General features: G+C 46.4%; 11 protein-coding genes. 3 read left to right on the top strand and 8 right to left on the bottom strand.

The genetic code is table 11. The features are described 5' to 3' along the window. Positions 1-319 precede the first annotated feature (319 nt). The 4 genes from L4D74_RS10605 to gcl form a co-directional block, all read right to left on the bottom strand. The gene (locus tag L4D74_RS10605; protein ID WP_428752101.1) at positions 320-952 is read right to left on the bottom strand and encodes a TetR/AcrR family transcriptional regulator; all 633 of its coding nucleotides are present in this window, start codon (positions 950-952) and stop codon (positions 320-322) included. Between the two features lie 413 nt (positions 953-1,365). After that, positions 1,366-2,259, bottom strand: coding sequence for a 2-hydroxy-3-oxopropionate reductase (locus L4D74_RS10610; protein WP_428752102.1), 894 nt, complete (start codon positions 2,257-2,259; stop codon positions 1,366-1,368). 42 nt (positions 2,260-2,301) lie between these two features. Further along, positions 2,302-3,078, bottom strand: coding sequence for a hydroxypyruvate isomerase (gene hyi, locus L4D74_RS10615; protein ID WP_428752103.1), 777 nt, complete (start codon positions 3,076-3,078; stop codon positions 2,302-2,304). 39 nt (positions 3,079-3,117) lie between these two features. Further along, complete coding sequence (gcl, locus tag L4D74_RS10620; protein ID WP_428752104.1) at positions 3,118-4,893, bottom strand: glyoxylate carboligase; 1,776 nt, start codon at positions 4,891-4,893, stop codon at positions 3,118-3,120. 313 nt (positions 4,894-5,206) lie between these two features. Between gcl and aceB the strand changes: the two genes are divergently transcribed. Next, positions 5,207-6,823 carry a malate synthase A gene (aceB, locus tag L4D74_RS10625; RefSeq protein WP_428752105.1) on the top strand — a complete coding sequence of 539 codons (1,617 nt, stop codon included), beginning with the start codon at positions 5,207-5,209 and terminating at the stop codon, positions 6,821-6,823. A gap of 173 nt (positions 6,824-6,996) precedes the next feature. Further along, a complete protein-coding gene (locus L4D74_RS10630) occupies positions 6,997-7,434 on the top strand; it encodes a GlcG/HbpS family heme-binding protein (RefSeq protein WP_428752106.1) in 438 nt (145 codons plus the stop codon). A 156-nt stretch (positions 7,435-7,590) separates the two neighbouring features. Here L4D74_RS10630 and L4D74_RS10635 read toward each other — a convergent pair whose 3' ends face one another. From L4D74_RS10635 to L4D74_RS10645, 3 genes are all read right to left on the bottom strand, one after another. Continuing rightward, the gene (locus tag L4D74_RS10635) at positions 7,591-8,025 is read right to left on the bottom strand and encodes a hypothetical protein (RefSeq protein ID WP_428752107.1); all 435 of its coding nucleotides are present in this window, start codon (positions 8,023-8,025) and stop codon (positions 7,591-7,593) included. Between the two features lie 251 nt (positions 8,026-8,276). Further along, positions 8,277-8,882 carry an outer membrane beta-barrel protein gene (locus L4D74_RS10640; RefSeq protein ID WP_428752108.1) on the bottom strand — a complete coding sequence of 202 codons (606 nt, stop codon included), beginning with the start codon at positions 8,880-8,882 and terminating at the stop codon, positions 8,277-8,279. A 356-nt stretch (positions 8,883-9,238) separates the two neighbouring features. After that, complete coding sequence (locus L4D74_RS10645) at positions 9,239-9,721, bottom strand: MarR family winged helix-turn-helix transcriptional regulator (protein ID WP_428752109.1); 483 nt, start codon at positions 9,719-9,721, stop codon at positions 9,239-9,241. A 139-nt stretch (positions 9,722-9,860) separates the two neighbouring features. Here L4D74_RS10645 and L4D74_RS10650 point away from each other — a divergent pair, with 139 nt between their 5' ends. Further along, positions 9,861-10,754, top strand: coding sequence for a DMT family transporter (locus L4D74_RS10650; protein WP_428752110.1), 894 nt, complete (start codon positions 9,861-9,863; stop codon positions 10,752-10,754). Between the two features lie 87 nt (positions 10,755-10,841). Here the strand turns inward: L4D74_RS10650 and L4D74_RS10655 are convergent. Beyond that, on the bottom strand, positions 10,842-24,368 hold a 13,527-nt coding region (locus L4D74_RS10655), incomplete at its 5' end, for a VCBS domain-containing protein (protein WP_428752111.1).

The following is a 24,368-nucleotide window of genomic DNA, read 5'->3' on the forward strand; positions in this document are numbered from 1 at the left end:
CAACATATAAGTGCACCATTTATTTCAGTATAGGTTTCAAAACGCCTTTCCCAGCTATGGTATGCCTACCAAAAATAAGATTTACAGCTTAGATGTTCATTCTATTTATAGATGGAACAAAAATAGAGAATAGCAAAAGTAAGTTAACCACAGTGTGTGACTAGGTGGGCGCGATCGGTAGGTTCCAGCCTGAGTAGGCTTATGACGAGTAAAATGACAGTATTTGAACGGGATAACAGCGTATGAAACAAAATGATTCCGCTCGCCTCGGTCGATTTAATCAGACAGAGGCAACTGTATTAAGATCATTCTGCCTTTATTATCCTCCTACATCACCAGCGATAAGCGTTTTTACCCCGCACCCTTGGATCACCAGCTGCGTTAAAAATGATGCGGCTTGTTCATAGTCTTCATCACTGAGCGTCGGCTTATCCATAACACTGCCAATTTGCCAGCTGAAATCGGCGTAGGTTTGTGTGGCTGCCCATATGGTGAACATTAGGTGGTGAGGAGGAACGCGCTCCATTAAACCTTGTTCAGTCCAAACGGAGAATTTATTGATTATCATTTGGGATTGTTTGAAAAGCTGCTCTCGAATACCCTCCGGAAGTACCTTCGCCCCAGACATCACTTCACTGGCAAATACACGCGAAGCATGAGAGTGGTCGCGTGAAATAGTCAACTTCGTTCGAATATATTGGCTTAACGCTTCGACAGGATTATCCAGCTCTTCAATAGGACGAGAAGCTTCCAATAAAGGTTTGGTCACCGTTTCTAATACCGCACAATACAATTTATCTTTAGAGCTAAAATAATAGAACACATTGGGCTTAGGTATATCGGCAGCTTTGGCAATATCTGCCATTGTTGTTGCCGCATAGCCATGGGTGGCAAACTGTTCGCTGGCAACTTCGATGATCAAATCTTGATTCTTTCGTCTTATCCGTGACATTGTTTTTCCTACATGCTGGCTGCTCGTGTTTCATGGTAATGATTTCGTTGGCTAAATCCAAGAAATATAAAAATGCCAATGGCATAAATAAGCTAAGAATAGTCTAAGAGTCAGAAGCATAGCGCAAACAATGATGTGAAAATAACACGCACGCAGACGTGACATTCGTTGATATATGAAGAAAAAATCCCACTACAACCCAAATCAATGCCTGTTAATTCGGAAACCGTCATGATGCAGAAACCCACGATGGTGAAAAACAACACCTTGGAATTTGCGATAAAGACGTTTCACAACCGATTGAATTGTAGAGGGAACGCGTATAAAAGGAGACGAAACTACGCGATTGAAACCCTTATGCTCAAACTCTACTAAGAGATAAGGGCGCGTGCGGAACGGATGTGTCGTTACTCTTAACGACGAATATCATGGTCAGAACGTTGCTCTATCGCCTTAATCAGTGCGGAGTGATCCCATTCCTCTCCCCCCATGGCAGCGCATTCATCAAACAATGTTAACGCGGTCTGAGTGTTTGGCAATGCCACCTGCAGCTCTTCTGCTCCTATTAGAGCAAGGTTAAGGTCTTTTTGGTGTAGCGCAATTTTGAAACCTGGATTAAAGGTGCCTTCCACCATTCGCTCACCATGCACCTCTAAAATTTTGGAGCTAGCAAAACCACCAAGTAGAGCTTGGCGCACTCGCGCTGGATCTGCGCCAGCTTTAGATGCAAACACCAACGCTTCAGAGACCGCTTCAATGTTCAGTGCGACAATAATTTGGTTAGCGACCTTGCATGTTTGACCTGCCCCATTATCCCCAACTAAGGTAATATTTTTCCCCATCACTTCAAACAATGGGCGCGCTGCATCAAATGCGGCTTCTTCGCCCCCAACCATAATGCTTAACGTACCATTGATTGCGCCTACTTCTCCGCCAGACACAGGCGCATCCAAATATTGAGCGCCACTTTCTTTAACGCGCTTAGCAATAGATTTGGTCGCCATTGGCGAGATGGAGCTCATATCAATCACCAGTTTTTCATCACGGCTTTGAGCCAGCCCCTGCTCCACGCCATCATCATCAAACAGTACGGCTTCTACTTGCGGCGTATTCGGCACCATAATGATGACCACATCGGCCAATAGCGTCGCTTCTTTTGGAGAGTGACAAACTTGTGCACCTGCGGCAACAAGCTCTGCAGGCGGCGCATTGAAGTGATCAGAAAAAATCAATTTATACCCTGCTTTTTGCAGATTTTCGGCCATGGGTTTACCCATGATTCCTGTTCCAATAAATGCAACTTTCATACTATGTTCTCCTTAACGTCTTCGTAATCTCTTAATTCCAACCTAGCGATATTCATTCAGCCAATTTAAGCCTGCTTGGGTGGTAGTTTGAGGTTTATATTCACAACCGACCCAGCCTTGATAGCCCATCTCATCAAGATAATTGAGTAAGTAGGCGTAGTTAATTTCACCCGTACCCGGCTCGTGTCGGCCTGGATTATCTGCAAGCTGAATATGAGCTATCTGCCCTAGATTCTGCTGAATTGTCGGCGCTAAATCTCCTTCCATAATCTGCATATGATAAATGTCATATTGCAAATTGAGGTTGGCACTACCGACCTCTTCAATAATGGCGTTAGCTTGCGCTGTCGTATTTAAGAAAAAGCCGGGAATATCACGAGTATTAATCGCTTCTATAACAAGGGAGATACCTGCCTCTTCTAACGCTTGCGCAGCGAAGCGTAAATTACTCACAAAAGTGGCTTGCGCCTGCTCTGTCGTCACGCCATCAGGTACAATACCGGCTAAACAGTTCACTTGTTTACAACCCAATACTTTGGCGTACTCTATTGCAGTTGGCACACCCTCTCGAAACTCAGCGACTCGGCTCGGGTCAACCGCGACTCCTCTGTCACCCGCATCCCAATTACCTGCCGGTAGATTAAATAGCACTTGCTCTAAGTGGTTCTGATCAAGCTGGCGCTTAATATCGTTGGCAGACTCTGCGTAAGGGAATAAGTACTCAACCCCGTGAAATCCAGCGTCAGATGCGGCTGAAAAACGTGCCATAAAATCCAATTCGGTAAACAGCATTGATAAGTTGGCAGCAAATTTTGGCATTCTCTTCTCCTCAAAGATTGTTAGTTAATTGCCACCATATTATTGGTGGCGTGGCAATGCTGTCGGTGCATCTTCAATGGATTCAGATAGCGCTTCGAACTCATTAATGGCGTTAATTTCTACGCCCATCGCAATATTGGTAACACGCTCTAATATCACCTCAACCACCACCGGAACCTTATGCGTTTTCATCAGTTCTTTCGCTTGCAAAAATGCGTCTTGCATTTGCTCTGGGTCAGTGACTCGTATTGCCTTACAGCCAAGTCCTTGAACCACGGTGACATGATCCACACCATAGCCATTCAGCTCTGGCGCGTTCTGGTTTTCAAAAGCTAGTTGAACACAGTAATCAATATCAAACTGTCGCTGTGCTTGACGAATTAGCCCTAAATACGAGTTGTTCACCAACACATGGATGTAAGGCAAGTTGAACTGCGCCCCTACCGCTAACTCTTCCATCATGAACTGAAAATCATAATCACCCGAAATAGCCACAACATCTCGATTCGGATCCGCCGCTTTGACACCCAGAGCCGCTGGTGCAGTCCAGCCTAGAGGACCCGCTTGCCCACAATTAATCCAATGACGAGGTTTATAAACATGCAGAAACTGAGTCGCGGCAATCTGAGATAAACCGATAGTGCTGACATAACACGTATCACGGCCAAAGACTTTATTCATCTCTTCATAGACACGCATTGGTTTAATGGGTACTTCGGTATAATGCGTTTTACGTAACAGGGTTGCTTTACGTTGTTGGCATTCACTTACCCACTGATTTCTATCAGGTAGCTTGCCAGCAGAGCGCCATTCACGTGCCACTTCCACCATCAGCTCAAGTGCAGCTTTAGCATCGGAGACAATACCTAGATCCGGACAAAACACTCGGCCGATTTGGGTTGGCTCTATATCAACATGAACAAACTTTCTGCCCTGCGTATACACATCAACCGATCCAGTGTGGCGGTTAGCAAATCGGTTACCCACACCAAAGACAAAATCTGAAGCTAACATGGTTTCGTTGCCGTAACGGTGGGCGGTTTGCAAGCCCACCATGCCCGCCATTAGTTCGTGATCATCTGGTATAGACCCCCATCCCATGAGCGTTGGAATAACGGGTACTCCAGTAATTTCAGCAAACTGTTGCAACAACTCAGAAGCGCCCGCATTGATAACACCACCGCCAGACACAATCAAAGGATTGGATGACGCACACATCATCTCCATTGCTTTTTCAATCTGTGGACGGGTCGCGACGGGTTTATAAGGTGTCAAAGGCTCGTAAGTATCGATATCAAATTCGATTTCTGCCAACTGAACATCTAATGGTAAGTCAATTAATACGGGACCCGGTCTCCCTGACCGCATTAAATGAAAAGCTTGCTGGAAAGCACGGGGAACCTGCGCTGGTTCGAGAACCGTTGTACACCACTTGGTGACAGGTTTCGCTATCGATTCAATATCAACCGCCTGAAAATCTTCTTTATGCAGACGCGCTCGCGGTGCTTGTCCAGTAATACACAAAATAGGAATGGAGTCTGCAGACGCGGAATAGAGCCCGGTGATCATATCGGTACCCGCAGGGCCAGATGTGCCGATACAAACACCGATATTGCCTTGTTGAGTACGGGTATAGCCCTCTGCCATATGAGACGCTCCCTCAACGTGTCGCGCCAAGATATGATCAATACCACCTAGTTTGTTCATTGCTGCATACATAGGGTTTATTGCTGCACCCGGAACACCAAAGGCGATGTTTACCCCTTCTCGTCTTAATACTTCTACCGCCGCTTCAATTGCTTTCATCTTCGCCATGTTGTTCTCCAATTCAGATTGTATACAATTCAACTTTGTTTTGTGTACTATGAATCATATTGGAGATATCGCAAGTTAAAATTGTACATTTTTGCAACATAGAGCTTATACACTAAGTAACCACTAACTCCAGACACCACACTCACACTAGCTTTATATTAAATATCTTCACATAAAAATATTTTCATTGATTTTTAAATGAAAAATAATTGTTAAATACCCTTTGATTGTTCACACAAATTAAAATATAAGTAGATTAATTAATGTACTTTTGTATACAAAATCAAAAGACATTGTTTAAAGGAGACGAGCAATGACAATGAATGACGCGAAGGAAGAAACAACAATGCACAGTATCCAAATCGTTGGTACGACCCGACCACAAGGATATAAAGATATTTTGTCGGATGAAGCGTTGTGCTTCTTATCCTCGTTAGTCGATAAATTTGGCCAACGACGTGATGCCCTACTTCAGCAGCGAGACGCTATACAAGCGCAGTATGATCAAGGAGCTACGCCTGATTTTCGAACGGACACCAAGGCCATTCGTGATGATAAAACTTGGCAGATCACTCCGCCACCTCAGGATTTGCTTGATCGTCGCGTTGAAATTACCGGACCCGTTGAGCGAAAAATGGTGATCAATGCCCTTAACTCAGGCGCCAAAGTCTTTATGTGCTGCTTTGAAGATGCGTCGTCACCCACATGGGAAAATATGGTTGAGGGCCAAATCAATCTGCGTGACGCCAATTTAGGAACGATCAATTATTACGATCAAAGCAAAGCAAAAAACTACACATTAGACGCCGACCCAGCTTTGCTCATTGCTCGTCCTCGAGGTTTGCATTTACCCGAAAAATCGATTCAATTTAAGCATCAAGCAATACCTGGCTGCCTGATGGATTTTGCCTTGTATTTTTTCCATAACTACCAAACGCGCGCAGCAAAAGGCCAAGGTGTGTATTACTACCTTCCTAAGCTAGAGACCATGGAAGAAGCTCAGTGGTGGGATGACATATTTTGCTTCACAGAGCGTTATTTCAATGTGCCCACAGGGACCATTCGCGCCACAGTACTTATTGAAACCTTACCAGCGGTATTCCAAATGGATGAAATACTCTATGTCATGCGCCAACATATTGTTGCGATGAACTGTGGACGTTGGGACTACATCTTTAGCTATATCAAAACACTTAAAAACCATGCAGACAGAATTCTACCCGACCGACATGGCATTGGAATGGATCAATCCTTTCTTAAAGCCTATAGCCAACTATTAGTGCGAACTTGCCACGCCAGAGGTGCACTCGCCATGGGAGGTATGTCGGCATTCATCCCATCAAAAGATACACAAGAAATGCAGCAAGTCACCCGCAAGGTCATTGATGATAAACAACGAGAAGCCCGTAATGGCCATGATGGCACCTGGGTAGCGCATCCAGCTCTAGTTGATTTAGCGATGTCGACATTTAACGAGCACCTGAAAGGGCAAGCGAACCAACTTAATTTCCCGAGTCCAACGCATACGATTGATGCCGAGCAGCTGCTTGCCCCTTGTCCCGGAACCCGAGATGAGGCTGGCGTTAGAAAAAACATTCGAATTGCGGTGTATTACATTGAGGCATGGATTCAAGGGCATGGTTGCGTCCCTATCTACGGGCTGATGGAAGACGCAGCTACCGCTGAAATTTCAAGGGCTAACCTTTGGCAATGGATCCATCACGCTATAGAGCTAGATGACGGACAAGTGTTCACCAAAACACTATTCCATCGCTGGCTCTATGAAGAACTCAACACTATCAAACAGGAAGTTGGCGAGACGCGCTATGCTGCTGGCCGCTTTGTTGAAACAGCTGACCTTTTTTATGAGCTATCAACAGCAAAGACATTCGCGAGCTTCCTGACCCTTCCAAGCTATCAACTACTGTAGGAGTCGCCCGTATCTAATGGTCGGCAAGGTCATAGACATCGCAAGATAATATCGACATTAAGGCCAGTCAAAAGCAGGCATGTGATACCGCTTCTACAGCATGCCGCTTTCTTGATGCCATCTTTCAATAGTTAGTAGCACCACGATAAACGCGATAAAACTAGGAGATTAACATGGGAAGTTTAACGCTCAAGCAAGCACTGACCATTACAGATGGCACCTTTGGCGCTGGGGAGGAAAGTCACAGTGCACCGCTCACTGTCGCGGTACTCGACAGTGGCGGAAAACTCATTACACTGCAACGACAGGATGGGTCCAGCATGATGCGCCCTGATATCGCCATTGCCAAAGCATGGGGAGCTCTCGCACTTGGCTGTTCTTCCCGAAAATTGGCACAAGATGCCGACGCAAGACCCGCCTTTATTTCAGCCATTAACGTACTGGCGCATGGCAATATGGTGCCAGTTCCTGGTGGGCTATTAATTAGGGATGCCGAGAAAACGGTACTTGGCGCCGTTGGTGTAAGTGGCGATCTTTCCGATCTTGATGAAAGTTGCGCATTGATAGGCATTGACCACGCTAATTTGTTCAGTGATGAACAACCTAATTAAAACGTATACCTCAATGACCTAAGCAAAACCTGTCACGTAATACTGAATACAACACTGACATAGACCCAGAATCAGAATCAGAAAAATAGTTAACAGCCATTAGTACTTTACAAAGCCTTCATTTATGGAGGCTTTGTCACTTCAACATCGCCAATCCTATTTATCTTTAGTGTCACTCAGCGTGCTCACCAAAAATGCTTCCGCTTCATCGAACGAAATAATATCCAAATGGTGCATCGTTTCAACAATTGAAGCAAAGGCGCAATTGATTAGACTATTGGGGCGTCCATTGTAAATTCGGATGCAACGATCCACGTATAATAGAATGTATTTTTTTGCCGCAAGCTTATCGAGTTCAGTACGTGAAGCCATTGGCTCTCCTGGCTCTAGAGCATATTGCTCCATTTCACCTGAAGTTAAATGAATAGCGCCATTCAGTTTTCCATTTAGCGCCGCATCTACGGGTAAGTCCACAAACTCATCCGTATAGCGTAAAATCATTTGGTTCAATTGCGCCATACACTTCGTTGTATCCGCATCAACACGGTGATTGGCGTAGAATTTACTCTCAAATGCAAAGTTATTATTCATGTGATGACCCCAAATCAATCAATAGCCTACTTACATTAAAAATACCATTCCGACTAAGTGTTGCAAGAATTATGTTTACATAACCATAACATTACTCAAACCAGCAACATCTGTCTTAAACCTTAATGAATGACACTAAACCGGAAACATCAACACTAGAAACAAGAGTACGTTCCATATAAAAAAAGAGCCCCGCACATGCGAAGGCTCAATTTATACTGTTACGAAAGCGCGGGTTGCAAAGCCAAAGTTTAGAACTTAAAGCCTACCATCACCGTACCTTGAGTATTATCTTTCATTACGCTACTTTTCTTAAATGGTGCGCGCTCTATACGAGTATCAACATAAATACCGATCGGTGTATTAACACGTACACCTAACGCACCTGTTAGCGCTGCGCCACCCAATTTTTCAACACCGCCTTCTATGTCATTCAATATATGCTGACCATCTGTATCTATGTAGTTATAGCGGAGTTCACCTCCTTGGGTCGCAACGCCCAACGTTGCATAAGGTTTGATGTCTACAACACCCACATCAAACGCATAGCCGACTTCAGCTTCAATACCAGCACGCCAACCATTGAGACTTGCCTCTCCTATTGCCGCCTCCGGAACGTCTCTCACTAAATAGCTGTCTGATACCGTCTTATTGTTCAGACCATGTGCATAACCATTTAAAGAAAACACTCGGTTGAAGTCATAACCCACTTCCAAGCGTGGCTGTGCGCTCATTTTACCTACATCAGATTCAAGGCCCGTTGTCGCACCCGCACCGATACGCCAACCTGCATAGTCATTTGCGAGTGCCGTGCTTGATAAAGAAATAACTGTTAGTGCCAAAATTGATTTTTTCATTGTAACCTCAGGGTATGAAAAAACCGTCCATGGGATTAATGCCCCGCAAACCATCGCGGTAGCCAAAAGGTATTGCCGAGGCTGACCCATCGACGAGGCAAATAGTACAACGCCACCACCGTATTCAATAATTAGCGGCCCTCTAACCTTTCGAATAGATGGATTTGCTTTTATTGACAAAACTTGATTGACCCGCAATAAAAAAGCTCCCGAAAATGCGGGAGCTTCATGAAAACTATCATTTGTTTCTTAGCAAGATAACATTTGGAAGAGCAGCCACGTGCCGGAATCGACATGAGATATGGCAGCGAAATAGACGCACTCTAATGCTTATGCTTATGCTTAGAAGACAACCATTATTCAAACTGCCCTAGCCAATGCTTCAACAACTGATTAAGGTTTTTCTTTTGTGGCTTGGACAAAGAATGGACCAGTTTCTGTTGCACTTCCACGTGTTCTTCCATCATCTTATCGATCAGCACTAGCCCTTCATCCGTCAGCTTGACTCTTACGCTGCGTCTGTCTTCTTTGCTATGCGTTCGTGAGATGTATCCCTTAGACTCTAACTTATCCATACGGTTAGTCATGGCACCGGAGGTTAACATCATAGAATCGATCAATTCAGAGGGCGTCAGCTGATAAGGGCTACCACTGCGTCTGAGCGTTGCTAGAACATCAAACTCCCCCATCTTTAAGTCATATTTTTTATGGACTTCAGCAACTTGGGTTTCCATATATTTAGCAAGGCGCATCATTCGCCCCATCATGGCCATCGGCTCAGTTTCTAATTCTGGCTTCTCTTTTGCCCATTGCGTGACTACGCGATCTACAGCATCCATTAGTGTTTACTCTCCATTAAGATAACGTTCGTTGAAAATCATAACGCCCGTCAAAATTACTTTAACGTTAAGATACTTTACATTATTCAACTTTGCTAGTACATTTAGGGCAAATATCTTAACGTAAAGATAAATCACCATGAATATATTACTCGCAATGATACCTGCTTTCTTCTGGGGAACGACTTACGCTGTGACGAAGTTCTCCCTGCCCGACTGGCCACCCATTCTACTTGGTGCATTGCGAGCACTACCTGCAGGTTTACTATTACTCGCAGTTAAACCCACTTTACCGAAGAAGGGGGGCTGGCAAATTTTGTTTAGCCTTGGCTTAATTAACATAGCGACTTTCTTTGGATTAATTTTTGTCATGGCACAAACACTCCCATCCGCTATTTCGGGAGTTGGAATGGTCTCGGTTCCTGTGTTTGCCATGCTATTTCACTGGCTAGTAGGTAAGCGTAAACCTAGCTGGATTCAGGCCATAAGTGGATTAGCTTTGGTGATTTTAGCGTACTTCTTATTTTCACCCGGCTCTATGACTCTTAACCCAATCGGGCTTGGCGCGATGCTGGCGGCTATCATGTGTATCGTTGTTGGTAGCAGTATCACCAAATCGCTCGGTAGCCGAATGCATTGGTGGACGGTACTCACTTGGCAATTAATTCTAGGTGGGCTCATGCTCTCTATCGCGGCCAGCATTCATATGACTGTCGCCCCATCGATGTACCTTAATGTATATCATGAATTTAGCAGTAAGAACTTAATGGGATTACTGTGGGTGATAGGCCTTAATACCGCTCTCGGCTACGGCATGTATGTGTGGTTGTTGCAACGAATGACCGTGGTCGATTTCACCTTTGGCGGCATTGCCAATCCGATTGCTGGTATCGTCTGTGGGCTTATCTTACTTGGCGAGTCTTTCACCCTACCACAATATTTGCTTATGTCGGGTATGATCGCAACGTCGCTATTACCACAAGTCATTCTTGCTATTAGACAAAATAAACCCAAAACTATCGCTCAGCCGTAAGGTAAGCACTCTTTATTGCGTTTAGTCAACATAAGAAAAAGGCGATACATCAATAGATGTATCGCCTTTTTTACACGAAAGATGACCTTACAAATCCACTTTAATAATGTTCAGTGTATCTAGCTGACTAATGAGATCAACTTGGTGCCCAGCTGGGTCATTAATGACATTTGCGTCAGAGATCCCCAACTCACTCCAACCGACGCCGTCAAGGGTAATGTCCGTTTGCTCACCCCCCTTAGTGACACTTATCACCGTACTCGTTGCATCATTGGCATCGTTAATATCATCATTAACCGTCACTGATATATTCCCAAGCAGCTCACCAAGGTTATTGTGCTCTGGCAATAAGTCTGAAATATCCAGCAAGTCATCACCAACATGGAAATCTGTGACCGTCGAGGTTGCAGGATTCAAGGTTGTACCTGCGGAGTCTTCCGTGAATAAGAACAGATCATGTCCATCCCCACCCGTTAAGATATCATTACCACCGCCACCAAAAATGATATCGCTCTCAGCGCTACCTAACAGCGTCTCAGATGTACTATCACCCACCACAATTTGATCTGGTAAGGTAAGTTGCTCTGATTGGTGTAGAGCAATAATGACATCTGCTGGTGTCATATCGTCTAATTCAAGTTGAGTGATACCGAGTAGTGAAGTGAGTGTCACACCTTCTAGCACAATAGACTGAATTACGGCACCACTATCACTAATTTCAATCACGGTATCACCTGATTGCTCTTGGATACTTAGCTGATCGGTCAATAGCTCATCCGCGTTAAAATCAACTGAAGCCAAATCAACAACATCATGCTTCACCGCTGGATCGCTACTGCTGAAATCACGAACATCAAAATCTTTCACCGTATCGGTACCCGCCAGTGCTGCGGTTTCCCACTTAAAGGTGTCTTGAGAGTCATTGTCGCTACTAACACCGCCAGAAAGCGGTATATCGTTACCAAATAGCCATTCATCATCAGCGGTACCGACAAGAATGTCGTTGGTTGCACTATCCCCTCTTAATCCCTGATTTCCCGTTACCGTGATAGTAATCGGTTGTTCTGAATCACCATTAAGTCCACCGTCACTCGCATCGATATAGAAGGTATCATCAGCCGTTTGGTTAGCTTCTAAGGCATTGCTGCTTCCCGCGAGCAGTACATACGCCCATACTCCCGTCATGACATTAAAGGTTAAGGTTCCGTAGGTACCGACTTTCGTATATGTGTCTCCTGCTAACGATCCACCTCGTAGGCTTCTTGAAATTGGTGTTGCGGTATCTACATCTGAAACCGTGATATTACCACTGGTCGTGTCTGTTACACCTTCTTGTACGCCTGCGGTGAAGTCACCATCAATTGTCGGTGCATCATTGGTGCCTTGGATGGTCACTTTCACCGTTGATACGGTGCCATCAATAGATTGAACATTAAATTGGTCATCAACAAAATCACCGACATTTAAACTGTTAAATGACTCATCAGCGGTGTAATTCCAGTTACCATTCTCATCAATGGAGAACGTTCCATGGTTCCCTGCAATACCCGTTTGTTCGATGAATTTATTATCATCGTTATCAACATCCGTCGAGGTCAGGGTACCGCCTGTAGACAGCGGTGCATCGGTTTCTTGCAATATCACATCGGCAGAACTGACTGTCGCAATATCGTTCGTTCCGTTAATAACGATATTCACCTGTGATGTTGTGCCATCTAACGACGTGACCGTGAATGACTCTTCCGCCTTTTGTCCGGTGTTAAGGCTGTTGAATTCACTGTTTGCAATAAAGTCCCACGCACCGTCTTCATCAATACTAAACGTACCAATTGTTCCCACTACATTCGTCTGCGCAATGAATTTGTCGTCAATATTATCGACGTCGCTCGCGGTAAGGGTGCCATTGGCGGTTAATATCGCATCTGTTTCATCAAGCGCTTTCGTCGCTGCGCTGATATCAGCCGCATCGTTGCTGCCGTTAATCTTCACAGTAACCGATGAGGTTGTACCATCCACAGAGGTCACTGAGAATGATTCACTCACACTTTGGTTCTCATTGAGATAATCAAAGGATTGGTTGGCAATAAATGTCCATGTACCGCCAGCATCAATGGAGAATGTACCGTGGGTGCCGACAACGCCAGTTTGCGGCGTAAACGTGTTGTTTGGATTATCAACATCGTTCGATGTCAGAGTATCCGTAATAGTAAGCGGCGCATCCGTTTCATCTCGCTCAACATCCGCAGAACTCACTATTGCCGCATCGTTAGTACCGGTAATTTTCACGGTCACGGTTGATGGTGTGCCATCAACACTGGTGACATTGAAAACTTCTTGAATTACTTGGCCTTCACTCAGCTCATCAAAAGTGCTGTTGGCAGTAAAGTTCCAAACACCATTCGCATCAATCGAGAAAGTGCCATAGGAGCCACTTACATTAGACTGAGGCGTAAAGGTGTTATCCGGGTTATCGACATCGGTCGAAGTTAACGTTCCCGTTGCCGTTAGCACTGCGTCCGTTTCAGTAAGCTCAACGCTACCGGTTGTCACCACTGCGGCGTCATTATTGCCTTCCACAGTGACATCAATGGTCTGGCTAATGGTATCGCCTTGACCGACACCACCGACTAAGCTTTCAATATACACCTCAAATTGCTCTGTTTGAGGGCCTTCATTCAATGCATTTGCTTTAGCTTGATCCAGCTCGTAGACCCATTTGACGCTGTCAGGTGTATCGCCTGCAACCAATGTTAACGTACCGTAGGTACCTTCAATTTCCGTCACCACCCCTGTGCTACTCAGACTGTAACGATGAGTATCACTTTGATCGACATCATCAATGGCCACGACACCGTTAGCCGTATCCGCCTGCCCGCCAGTAGGGTCTTCGTACACGGTACCTGTCGCAGTCGTGTCGCCAGCCACAATCGTTGGTGCATCGTTGGTACCAGTTACTTGGAATTCAATCACGCGCTCTGACGATAAGCCAAATTCATCCGTGACTTTTACTGTGTATTGCAGTGGCGTAGCCAGCGTTTCTCCTTCAGATAACTCCTCAAATGGGTCAACTAAATTAAAGGTCCAAGCGCCCGTTGTCGCATTAACACTCAACTCACCCCGTGCATCGCCAGAAACCACTTGCCAAGTCTGAGAATCCGCATCAGTGCCATCCACGCGACTACCACCAGTCCCATCTGCATTGTTATCTGGATCACCACTATCAAAGGTTCCCGATAGCGACGTTAGGGTATTTTCAGTCAAATCTTGAACACCAATATCCTGAATCTCAGGGGCATCATTGGTACCGACAATGGTAATCACAATCTCTTTTTGTTCACTCGACAAACCTGCGCCATTCATGTCGGTAGCGGTCACGAAAATAGACGTTTGCAGTGTCTCACCTTTTGGCAAGTGGTTAATATCAGGATCATCACTATTGACTGTGTAAGTCCAGTTTCCGTCAGAATCAATCGAGAAGGTCCCCATATTTGGGTTTGCTTCAGTAAAACTAAATACGGAGCTATCGCCAATATCTGGGTCAGCGACAATGAGCTGACCTTCAGCGCTGTCGTTAGGAGTATCGACGACCGTACCAATCACTTTGCCTTCTAATACTGGTCTATCGTTACTACCAATGACTTTCACTTCAACGCTCGTCATCACCTCTGCGCCAGATTCATCGGTTGCTCGTATCACAAACGTTTCTGTTACTTCTGTCCCTTCTGCTAGTGCATTAATATGAGCATCATCATATAGGGTGTAGCTCCACTGATTCGTGCTTGGATCAACATTAAATAGACCATAGGTGCCATTTAGTGTTGACGCTTGAAGAGTCACATCATCACCTAAATCACCCGGTGCATCTCTGTCGGTAAGCACAATATCACGGGTGATCGTCGGTGTTTGATCGACATCATCAGGTAAGGCTTCAACAATTTCGTTTTCATCAGCAAGTTGCAATGTTTCAATAACCGGTACTTCATTCGTACCGACAATATTGATCGATATTGGTTGAGTAACGGGGGCACTATTGTTATCGGTGACATTCACTTGCCATTGCAGCGTTTTAGTTTCACCTTGATTCAGTGCCACAATGTCTGGATGAGGTTCATCTCCATTAACGCCATAGGTCGTATTGAGCTCAAAGTCCCAACTTCCATCGGAATTAACCGTCAAAGTACCGTACGCAGGGTTAGCATCGATAGTGGTTAAATTAGACCACTCTAATACGTCTCCGGTATCAATATCATTGGCAGTACTACTCAAATTACCGCTAAGCTGCTGTGGCTGACTTGAGTCAGTTTCCGCCGTAAGAGTATCCACGTATGACGTCGCGGTTGGCGCATCATTGAGTCCCGTAATATCAACAACAATTTCCAACGTTTGTGGGAATCCATTGTCATCAACGATGGTTTTACCATATTGATCAATGGCGTAAACCTCGAAGGTTTCGGTAACGACATCCCCATCGGCAAGCTTTTGTACAGCAGGGCTATCGTTGTCGAGCGTAAACGTCCAATCACCAGACTCTGTGACAGTCATCGAACCATAAGGGCTCGAACCATCAATCAAGGTCCATGCGATTGTGTCACCAAGGTTTAAGTTATCAACAGGTGTACCATCTTGTTCTGTGACATTATCGAGCGATAATGTCCCGGAACTCACGACTTCTGCTGGCTCGGTATTATTCGCATCGGCAGTCGGATCGTTATTGTCTTCCACAGTAGAAACCGTTTGAACAATTAGGGGGGCGTCTTGATCACTTGGATTATGAGCGTTTTCTGCGGTACCAATAATCTTAATGCGAACGACATGTGTATCGCTCGTCGTGGCTGAATCTTCTGATCCCCCAAACGCAGCATCATCTTTATCGGTAACTTTAACCGTAAAGGTGTCGTACACCACTTCGCCCGGCGCTAACTCCGTCGAAGGAGAAAGCTCGTAAGTCCACTCGCCAGTATCAGGATCTATCGTAATTTCACCTAAGCTACTGGTTGAGGAAGTCCCTCCGTCAATGGTCCAATTAAACTGTTCATCTGAATCAGGATCTTCGACGCTTAAACGTCCCGTTGTTGATGGGATAGCATCTTCCGTTACTTCGCCAATAACGTCATTATCAACCACTTCAGTGTCGCCCAAATAAATCTCGGGGTTATCTGCGGTGCCATGAATCGTCACATTGACGACATAAGTATTGCCATCATCTGCGGTAAAGCGCCATTTTTCGGTTACGACGTCTCCTTCTTCCAACATTTGAACTAAATCTGAATCATTGTCCAGTTCATAAAGCCAGTTCGTACTGTCATTAGGATCGACAACCAACTCTCCAAATACACCACCTGTGATTGGCGTAATGCTACCAGCATCAATATTGGCAGAAACAGTCGCACTGTCAGTTAACTTCAAATCCTCTGTTACGTCAGCAGTAACTTCAATCGCACCGCCACCACCGCTGCCACCGCCAGTTTCATCTTGACCTACCACGTTGATGACGATTGTGAATTCTTGTGAAACACCAGGAGTATTCGTTTCTACATCAGTGATGTTATCACTCACCACTACCTTAAAGGTTTCGGTCGGGTTCTCACCAAAATCTAAACCCTGAACGACAGGGCTATCGTTATCGAGGGTGTAAATCCATTGTCCGGTATTATCTAATGTCAGGGTACCGTATAAGCCTTCCCCATCTCCGTTAGGTCCACCGACAATACTCCAGTTACGACCTGGACTATTATTGTCAATATCGGTTGCAAAAAGCTGCCCTTCAACACGTGTTAGATCGGTGCCAAAGACATCCGCCGTACCATCTTCAACCACGGTCCCTGAATTATCCCCTTCAACAATTGGGCGATCATTATTACCGGTAATGTGAATATTGATTTCTTCTGTCACTGTTGCGCCGTTAGTATCACGAGCAAGCACCACAAATCGCTCGGTTTTTTCTTCCCCTTCCGCTAGGGTTTGCAAACTCGATTCTACCGGAGTATAGGTCCATTCCCCTGCAGCATTTATCGTTAAGCTGCCATACAAACCAGTGTACAATCGCTCGCTAGCACCATCTGGTACAAGAAATTCAGCCGAGTCATTATTATCAATATCCGTTGCGATTAATTGCCCAGTGACCGCTAAACCACTATCTTCAACATAAGAGCCTGTCACATCACCAGAGATGACCGGAACATCATTTTCAGCCGTTATTGTCACCGTCACTGTTTGAGTGACCGTTTCACCAGTGCCTCCCATATCAGTCACTTGGACATCAAATGTATCCACTAAGGTACGGTCAGCAACCGTTGAATCTGTTGGATTAAGCTTTTGAATCTCTTCAAACTTATCTGGATTCACCAAATAGGTCCAAGAGCCATCGCTTTGCAGCAAGAATGTACCGTATTGACCGATGTTAGGCGTGCCGGAATCTAGGCTCCAAACATGAACATCATTAGCGTCAACATCACCGTCTTGAAGTTGACCCGACGTGGAATAAATATTGTTATCCAGATTCCCTTCAGCAAAGGTGTTATTAAGACCGCTAATCACTGGGGCATCATTAGCGCCAACAATATCAATGTTCAATACTTCAGTCGTAGTGCGACCAAACTCATCTGTCACTCGCAACTCGACAGAGTCACCATTGGGTAATGTATCGCCTTCCGCCAATGCATTAACGGTATTGTAGGCATCGCGTTTACTCGGATCCGCAGCGACATCTGCTGGTGTAAACAAAGTGTACGTCCATTCACCAGAAGCGTGGTCAATACTAAATGTTCCGTATTGCCCATTAGACACCACTTGCCAAACCGCACCGTCACCACTATCAGGGTCACCGGAACCAATATCGCCCTGTGCTAACTCCTCTGGGGTCGGTGTCCCTTTGACAAACTGACCTTGCAAAGCAGCCCCATCTTCAACCACTTCGTATGAACTTGCGGAGATAATTAATGGGTCCGTATTGGTACCCGCCACTGAAATAGTCACTGGAATTGAACTGGTTTCACCCAATTCGTCAGTAACAATAACGTTAAATACGTCAAGCTCTGTCGTACCAGGTGGGATCGCTTTAGTCTGTTCTGAAAGGTTATCGAGTGTATACGTCCATACGCCATTGCTATCCACGGATAAGGTGCCGTACTCACCATAGAAGGTACTGGTATTTGTCGTGTTGCTATCGTTGTTGTCAACAGTAAACGTATGCGAGTCGGTCGTATCTTTATCGGAAACCGCTAGGGCGCCTGTCGCAGTAATATCGAACGTTTCGTTTTTATGACCAGGCTCCACCACACTACCCGTGACATCACCACTAAGTACTGGCGCATCGTTTGCTCCCTCAATGCGAACTGTAATCTGTTGGGTGTCAACCCTGTCTGCGCTCGGGTTACCCCCTCGAGAATCATCGACAACGGTAACCGTAAACGTCTCTTCTAATGCCGTATCTCCAGGGCGAAGAGCTTGCACTGCTGGGTTATTATTGTTGAGTGTATAGGTCCATACCGCTTCGCCTGTCACTGGGTCTGAAGTAATAACAATCGTCCCGTAGTCACCGGTATTGGTATCGATAGACCACGTATGCTTGTCGTTAGTATCTACATCGCCGGGTTGCAAAGTCCCTGACGTAACAATATCCGCTGACGTATCGCCATTCGGGAAATCATCTTCCGTCACCGTGCCTTCAACCGTGCCTTCAATCTGCGGCTGATCATTGGTACCGGTCACGCGAACTTGTAATACTTGAGTATCCGTGGCGCCGTATTTGTCTGTGACTTGAACAGTAAAGTTTTCAAAAACTTTTTGACCCCGTTCTAGCGCTTGTGTATTCGCTAATTGCTCGGATGTCAGCGTCGTATCCGCGGTTGACTCTAGATCATAGCGCCATTGCCCTGTCGACTCGTCGAGTGATAGGTTGCCGTAAGTACCAATCGCAACACCATCAACAACCGATAGCGCATTACCATTGGCATCTAAAATAACCCAACTGTGTACTTCATTCTCATCAGGATCTTGATCATTTAAGGTACCTTGCTTAAATTGAGTTCCCGTATCTTCTTTAATCCGTATTTGGTTTACATTACGGATGTCAGGGGCATCATTATTGCCTTCAACATTAACGTTGACGACGTAGCTATCCGTGCCACCAAATCCATCATCAACAGTGATGGTAAATGGGTCTTCAGCATAAATCACACCCTCTTCCATAAAGTTGGCTTTGGCTTGATCTAACGTGTACGTCCATTCACCATCATCGTTCACCGTCAACGTACCATAGAGTCCGTCACCATCGACAACCGCCCAATCGTGAGTATCTTTAATATCATCATCCGCAACTTCAAGGTTACCTTTAGCGACACTCAACACACCGCCATCTTCAATGACTAACCCTGAGTTATCACCAGAGATTGATGGATCATCATTAGTCCCTTCAATCTCTACTGTAACCGTATCAAAACCAACTCCACCCTTACCATCAGAAACCTTAACTTGGAAGTACTCATAAACCTTCTCGCCTGCTTGCAAATGGTTGACTGAGTCATTCACTAAGGAATAAGTCCACACCCCCGAATTGGAGTCTAAAACTAGGCTACCGTAATCACCATTTGTGGTACCTACAACCGCCCATGTATGGCTATCATTTACATCAACATCGCTAGGTACTAAGGTGCCTGTCGCTGTTGGTATCGGGTCGGAATCTTCAAATACTTTGCCCGTTAGATCACTACTTGCAGAAACCGTCGGCAAATCATTGGTACCATGAATTGTCACGACAATTTCTTGCGTCGCAGTGCCATCTATCGAGGTGACTTGGAAGCGTTCAGTACGCGTTTCGCCTAACCCCAATGCCTGAACTGTGGCGTTGTCCTTATCTACAAGGTAAGTCCAATTACCTTCAGGGGTAATAGTGATACTGCCTAACGGTAATCCATCGGTAACATCTGCCACATTCGTAACAGTAGTGGAGAAAATATTCTCCCCACTATCAATATCATTAACTTGCAAGGTTCCGGATTCTTGCAAATTACTTCCAACCACAGTGATGTCTTCAGTCACTGAACCCGATGCAACACCGGATATTGACGCACCATCATTAGTGCCATTGACCACCACTTCAACTATCTGAGAAGTACTGCCATCGATGGAATAAACTCGAAAACGCTCTGTAAAGCTATCTCCAGCTCCGAGTTGTTGTACCGATGCTAAATTGTTGTCTATGGTGTACGTCCACGTACCGGAAGACGTAATTGAAACACTGCCTAAAGACGAAATGCCATTGCTGTTGTTCAATGTGTCTACACGCGTCGGATCAAACTGATTTTCACCAGTATCCACGTCTGTCACCGTTAGATTACCAACATGCGAAAGTGTGGTTGTCTCGTCGTCTTCCGTCACACTTCCTTGCACATAGTCAGTGATAAATGTTTGGTCTTCTGCACCATTGATTTTGACTTCAATTTCAATTGGCGTACCGTCTTCACTAAGAACGGTGAATTTTTCAGTGACCGAATCTCCCACATCCAAAGACTGAATCGCGGCCTGCTGATTGTCTACCAAATAGGTCCAGCTTCCATCGGCAGCAACGACCAACGAACCACCTAAAGTATTAGCAGCATCAGCGCTCCCCGCTCCTACTTGGAATGTGTTTTCGTTTGCATCAGGATCATCAATAACAAGATTGCCTTCCACCTTAATGTTATTGCCGTCTAGACCTTGATCCTCTACGCCTTCTGCGAATGCACCACTGACAATCGAAGGCACGTCGTTGGTACCTTCAATGGTAATAACAACGGTATGTTCAGTACCATCTTCAGATCGCACAGTGAAGGTTTCTGTCGCGGTATCCCCTTCACCAAGGTATTCAACGTACGCATTAGCAATCGAGTAATCCCACTCACCTTGAGCGTTAATTGTTAAAGTGCCAACCGCATCGGTCGCTCCATTCAGTGTGCTTGTTGATGTGATTGAGCTAGGGTCCGTTTGGAATACTTCCTCATCGCTTCCATCTGTATCTTGAAGCTCAAGTACACCACTATCAGTGAGTTCAATCAGGCTATCATTTTCTTTGACATCCCCTAGCGCTTGGCTTGGATCACTGATCAGCACAGAGTCATCATTGACCCCGACAATATCGACAACAATGGTATGTTCTGTGCCATCAATGGTTTGCACCGTAAAGGTTTGTGTCGCGCGTTCACCTTCAGCAAGCCCCTGAACATTACTGCTACCATTTGGAATCTCGTATGACCAATTCCCAGCCGCATCTATGGTTAAGGCACCATCAACAAAATTACCGGCTGCCGACGTAACAGAAGCGGGCACAAACGCGCCTTCACCATCATCAGCATCACTGATAGAGGCTTGACTACTAAAGAATAAATTCCCATCAGTATCTATCTGTGTCACATTGTCTTCCGTTGCTTCGCCGTAAGAGGTGCCACCAATAACAGGTTCATCATCGGTACCGGTGATGGTGATGACGATGTTATGGGTCGTGCCGTCTTCACTGAGTACTTGGAAGGTCTCAGTACGGGTTTCGCCTTCAGCCAGTGATTGCACTGAGCTGTCGGTGTTGTCGATTTCGTAATTCCACGCGCCAGTGGCATCAATAATCAAGGTGCCCACTGGTGTAAGCCCGTTGCCATCATCGACTTTAGTAACGCTAGTTTGGAACTGGCTCTCGCCTTGGTCGGTATCGCTAATCGTCAACTGACCACTTTCTTTAAGTAAATCACCACTTTGAACTTCAAAGTCTTCGGTGACACCCCCGATGTCAGTACCGGCTATCACGGGTGCGTCGTCAGTACCTTCAATGGTCACTTCGATGATTTGTGTTTTGCTGCCATCAATGGACGCCACTTCAAAGCGCTCAATACGAGTATCGCCATCGCCGAGCTCTTGCACGCCTTCTAGGCTGTTATCGACTTTATAGGTCCACGTACCATCCGCCAAGATGGTCAGTGTGCCAAGAGGCGACTGACCTTGGTTGTTCGTTAAATTGGTGACGGTGGTGTTAAACGCCGCTTCTCCGGCATCCAAATCGGCAATATCGAGCATACCGCCACCGATAAGCTCACCTGCGACTTCGCCGGTGTCTTCTTTGACACTGTCTGGCACGTAGTTGGTGATGAAAGTTTCATCTTCCGCGCCATTCACCGTCACGCTAATCGTGTGCTCGGTGCCATCCGCTGAGGTGACGATAAAGGACTCGACCAAGGTGTCACCGACATCGAGGGCTTGCACCTGCGTTAAGGTGTTATCGATGGTGTAGGTCCAGGTGCCGTCCGCCAAAATAGACAGGCTACCTAATGTGCTACCAACTGAGGTGCCCGCGCCTGCGTTAAAGACATTTTCACCGGCATCTTCATCGCTAATCACCAGTTGCTCGGTCGCAATGAGGTTATTGCCCACCACACCCACGTCTTCGGTCAGTTCATCGCTATCACCACTGACGATGGTTGGTGCGCCGTCCACCCCTTGAATGGTCACAACAATATCTTGATAGCTGCTGCCATCAATGGAATACACGCGGAACACTTCGTCACGGCTGTCGCCGTCACCCAGCTCTTGCACGCCCGTCAACGAGTTATCGACTTGGTAATGCCACTGGCCATCGGCGGTAATGGTTAAGCTGCCTAATGGAGATTCGCCATTACCATTTTGTTGCCCTTCGACACGCGTAATATCAAATTGTGCTTCGCCACTGTCGGCATCAGCAATGTCCAAATCCCCACTGTCAGTCAAAATGCCCGCCGTATCTTCAATCACTGAGCCGGGCTCGTAACTGCTGATGATGCTTGGGTCTTCGGTACCATTCACGGTCACCGTAATGGTGTGCTCCGTGCCGTCGGCACTTTTTACAATAAAGGATTCGGTCAGGGTATCGCCCACATCCAAGGATTGGATTGGCGCTGAGCTGTTGTCGACTTTATAGGTCCACTGACCATCCGCGCCGATGGTAAGCGCGCCGTAAGTCGAGCCTACTGGCGTGCCTGCGCCGGCAATGAAGGTCTCTTCATTGGCGTCGGTATCGCTGATCACTAAAGTATTGCTGGCGACTAAGTTACCGTCGCTATCGAGATCCACCGCGGCGTCTTCAGTGGCRTCATCACTGGCRCCACTGACAATGCTTGGTAAATCGTTAACGCCGGTAATCGTGATGACGATGTTGTGCGTGGTGCCGTCTTCACTGAGTACTTGGAACGTCTCGGTGCGCGTTTCGCCTTCAGAGAGTGATTGCACCGAGCTGTCGGTGTTGTCGATCTCGTAATTCCACGCGCCAGTCGCATCGATGGTCAAGGTGCCCACTGGCGTGAGGCCGTTGCCATCATCGACTTTAGTGACGCTGGTTTGGAATTGGCTCTCGCCTTGATCGGTATCGGTAATCGTCAGCTGGCCGCTTTCTTTAAGCAGATCACCCGCTTGAATGTCGGTATCTTCAATGACGCCACCGATGTCAGTACCCGCTATCACGGGCGCGTCGTCAGTACCTTCAATGGTTACTTCGATGATTTGGGTTTTGCTGCCGTCAATCGAAGCGACTTCAAAGCGCTCAATACGTGTATCACCCGCACCGAGCTCTTGCACGCCTTCTAGGCTATTGACAACTTTGTAGGTCCACGTGCCGTCGGCCAAGATGGTCAGCGTGCCTAGAGGGGACTGACCTTGGTCGTTAGTTAAGTTCGTCACCGTGGTGTTAAACGCCGCTTCTCCGGCATCCAAATCAGCAATATCGAGTTTACCGCCACCAATGAGTTCCCCACCCACTTCGTCGGTGTCTTCTTTGACGCTGTCTGGGGAATAATTAGTGATGAAGGTTTCATCTTCCGCGCCATTCACCGTCACACTAATCGTGTGCTCGGTGCCATCGGCTGAGGTGACGATAAAGGACTCAACTAAAGTGTCACCCACATCGAGGGCTTGCACCTCGGATAAGGTGTTATCGATGGTGTAGGTCCAGGTACCGTCTGTTAGGATAGACAGGCTACCCAACGTGGTGCCCACAGACGCACCCGCGCCTGCGTTAAAGACATTTTCGCCCGCATCTTCATCGCTAATCACCAACTGCTCAGAGGCGATGAGGTTGTTACCCACCGCACCCACATCTTCGGTCAGTTCATCGCTATCACCACTGACGATGGTCGGCGCGCCGTCCACCCCTTGAATGGTCACAACAATATCTTGATAGCTGCTGCCATCAATCGAGTACACGCGGAATACTTCGTCACGGCTATCGCCGTCACCCAGCTCCTGCACACCCGTTAACGAGTTATCGACTTGGTAACGCCATTGCCCATCGGCGGTAATGGTTAAGCTGCCTAATGGAGATTCGCCATTACCATTTTGTTGCCCTTCGACACGCGTAATATCAAATTCTGCTTCGCCACTGTCGGCATCGGCAATGTCCAAATCCCCACTGTCGGTCAAAATGCCCGCCGTATCTTCAATCACTGAGCCGGGCTCGTAACTGCTGATGATGCTTGGGTCTTCGGTACCATTCACGGTCACCGTAATGGTGTGCTCCGTGCCGTCGGCACTTTTTACAATAAAGGATTCGGTCAGGGTATCGCCCACATCCAAGGATTGGATTGGCGCTGAGCTGTTGTCGACTTTATAGGTCCACTGACCATC

Source organism: Vibrio cionasavignyae, from assembly GCF_050337155.1.
In the GTDB taxonomy this organism is placed as follows: domain Bacteria; phylum Pseudomonadota; class Gammaproteobacteria; order Enterobacterales; family Vibrionaceae; genus Vibrio; species Vibrio nomapromontoriensis.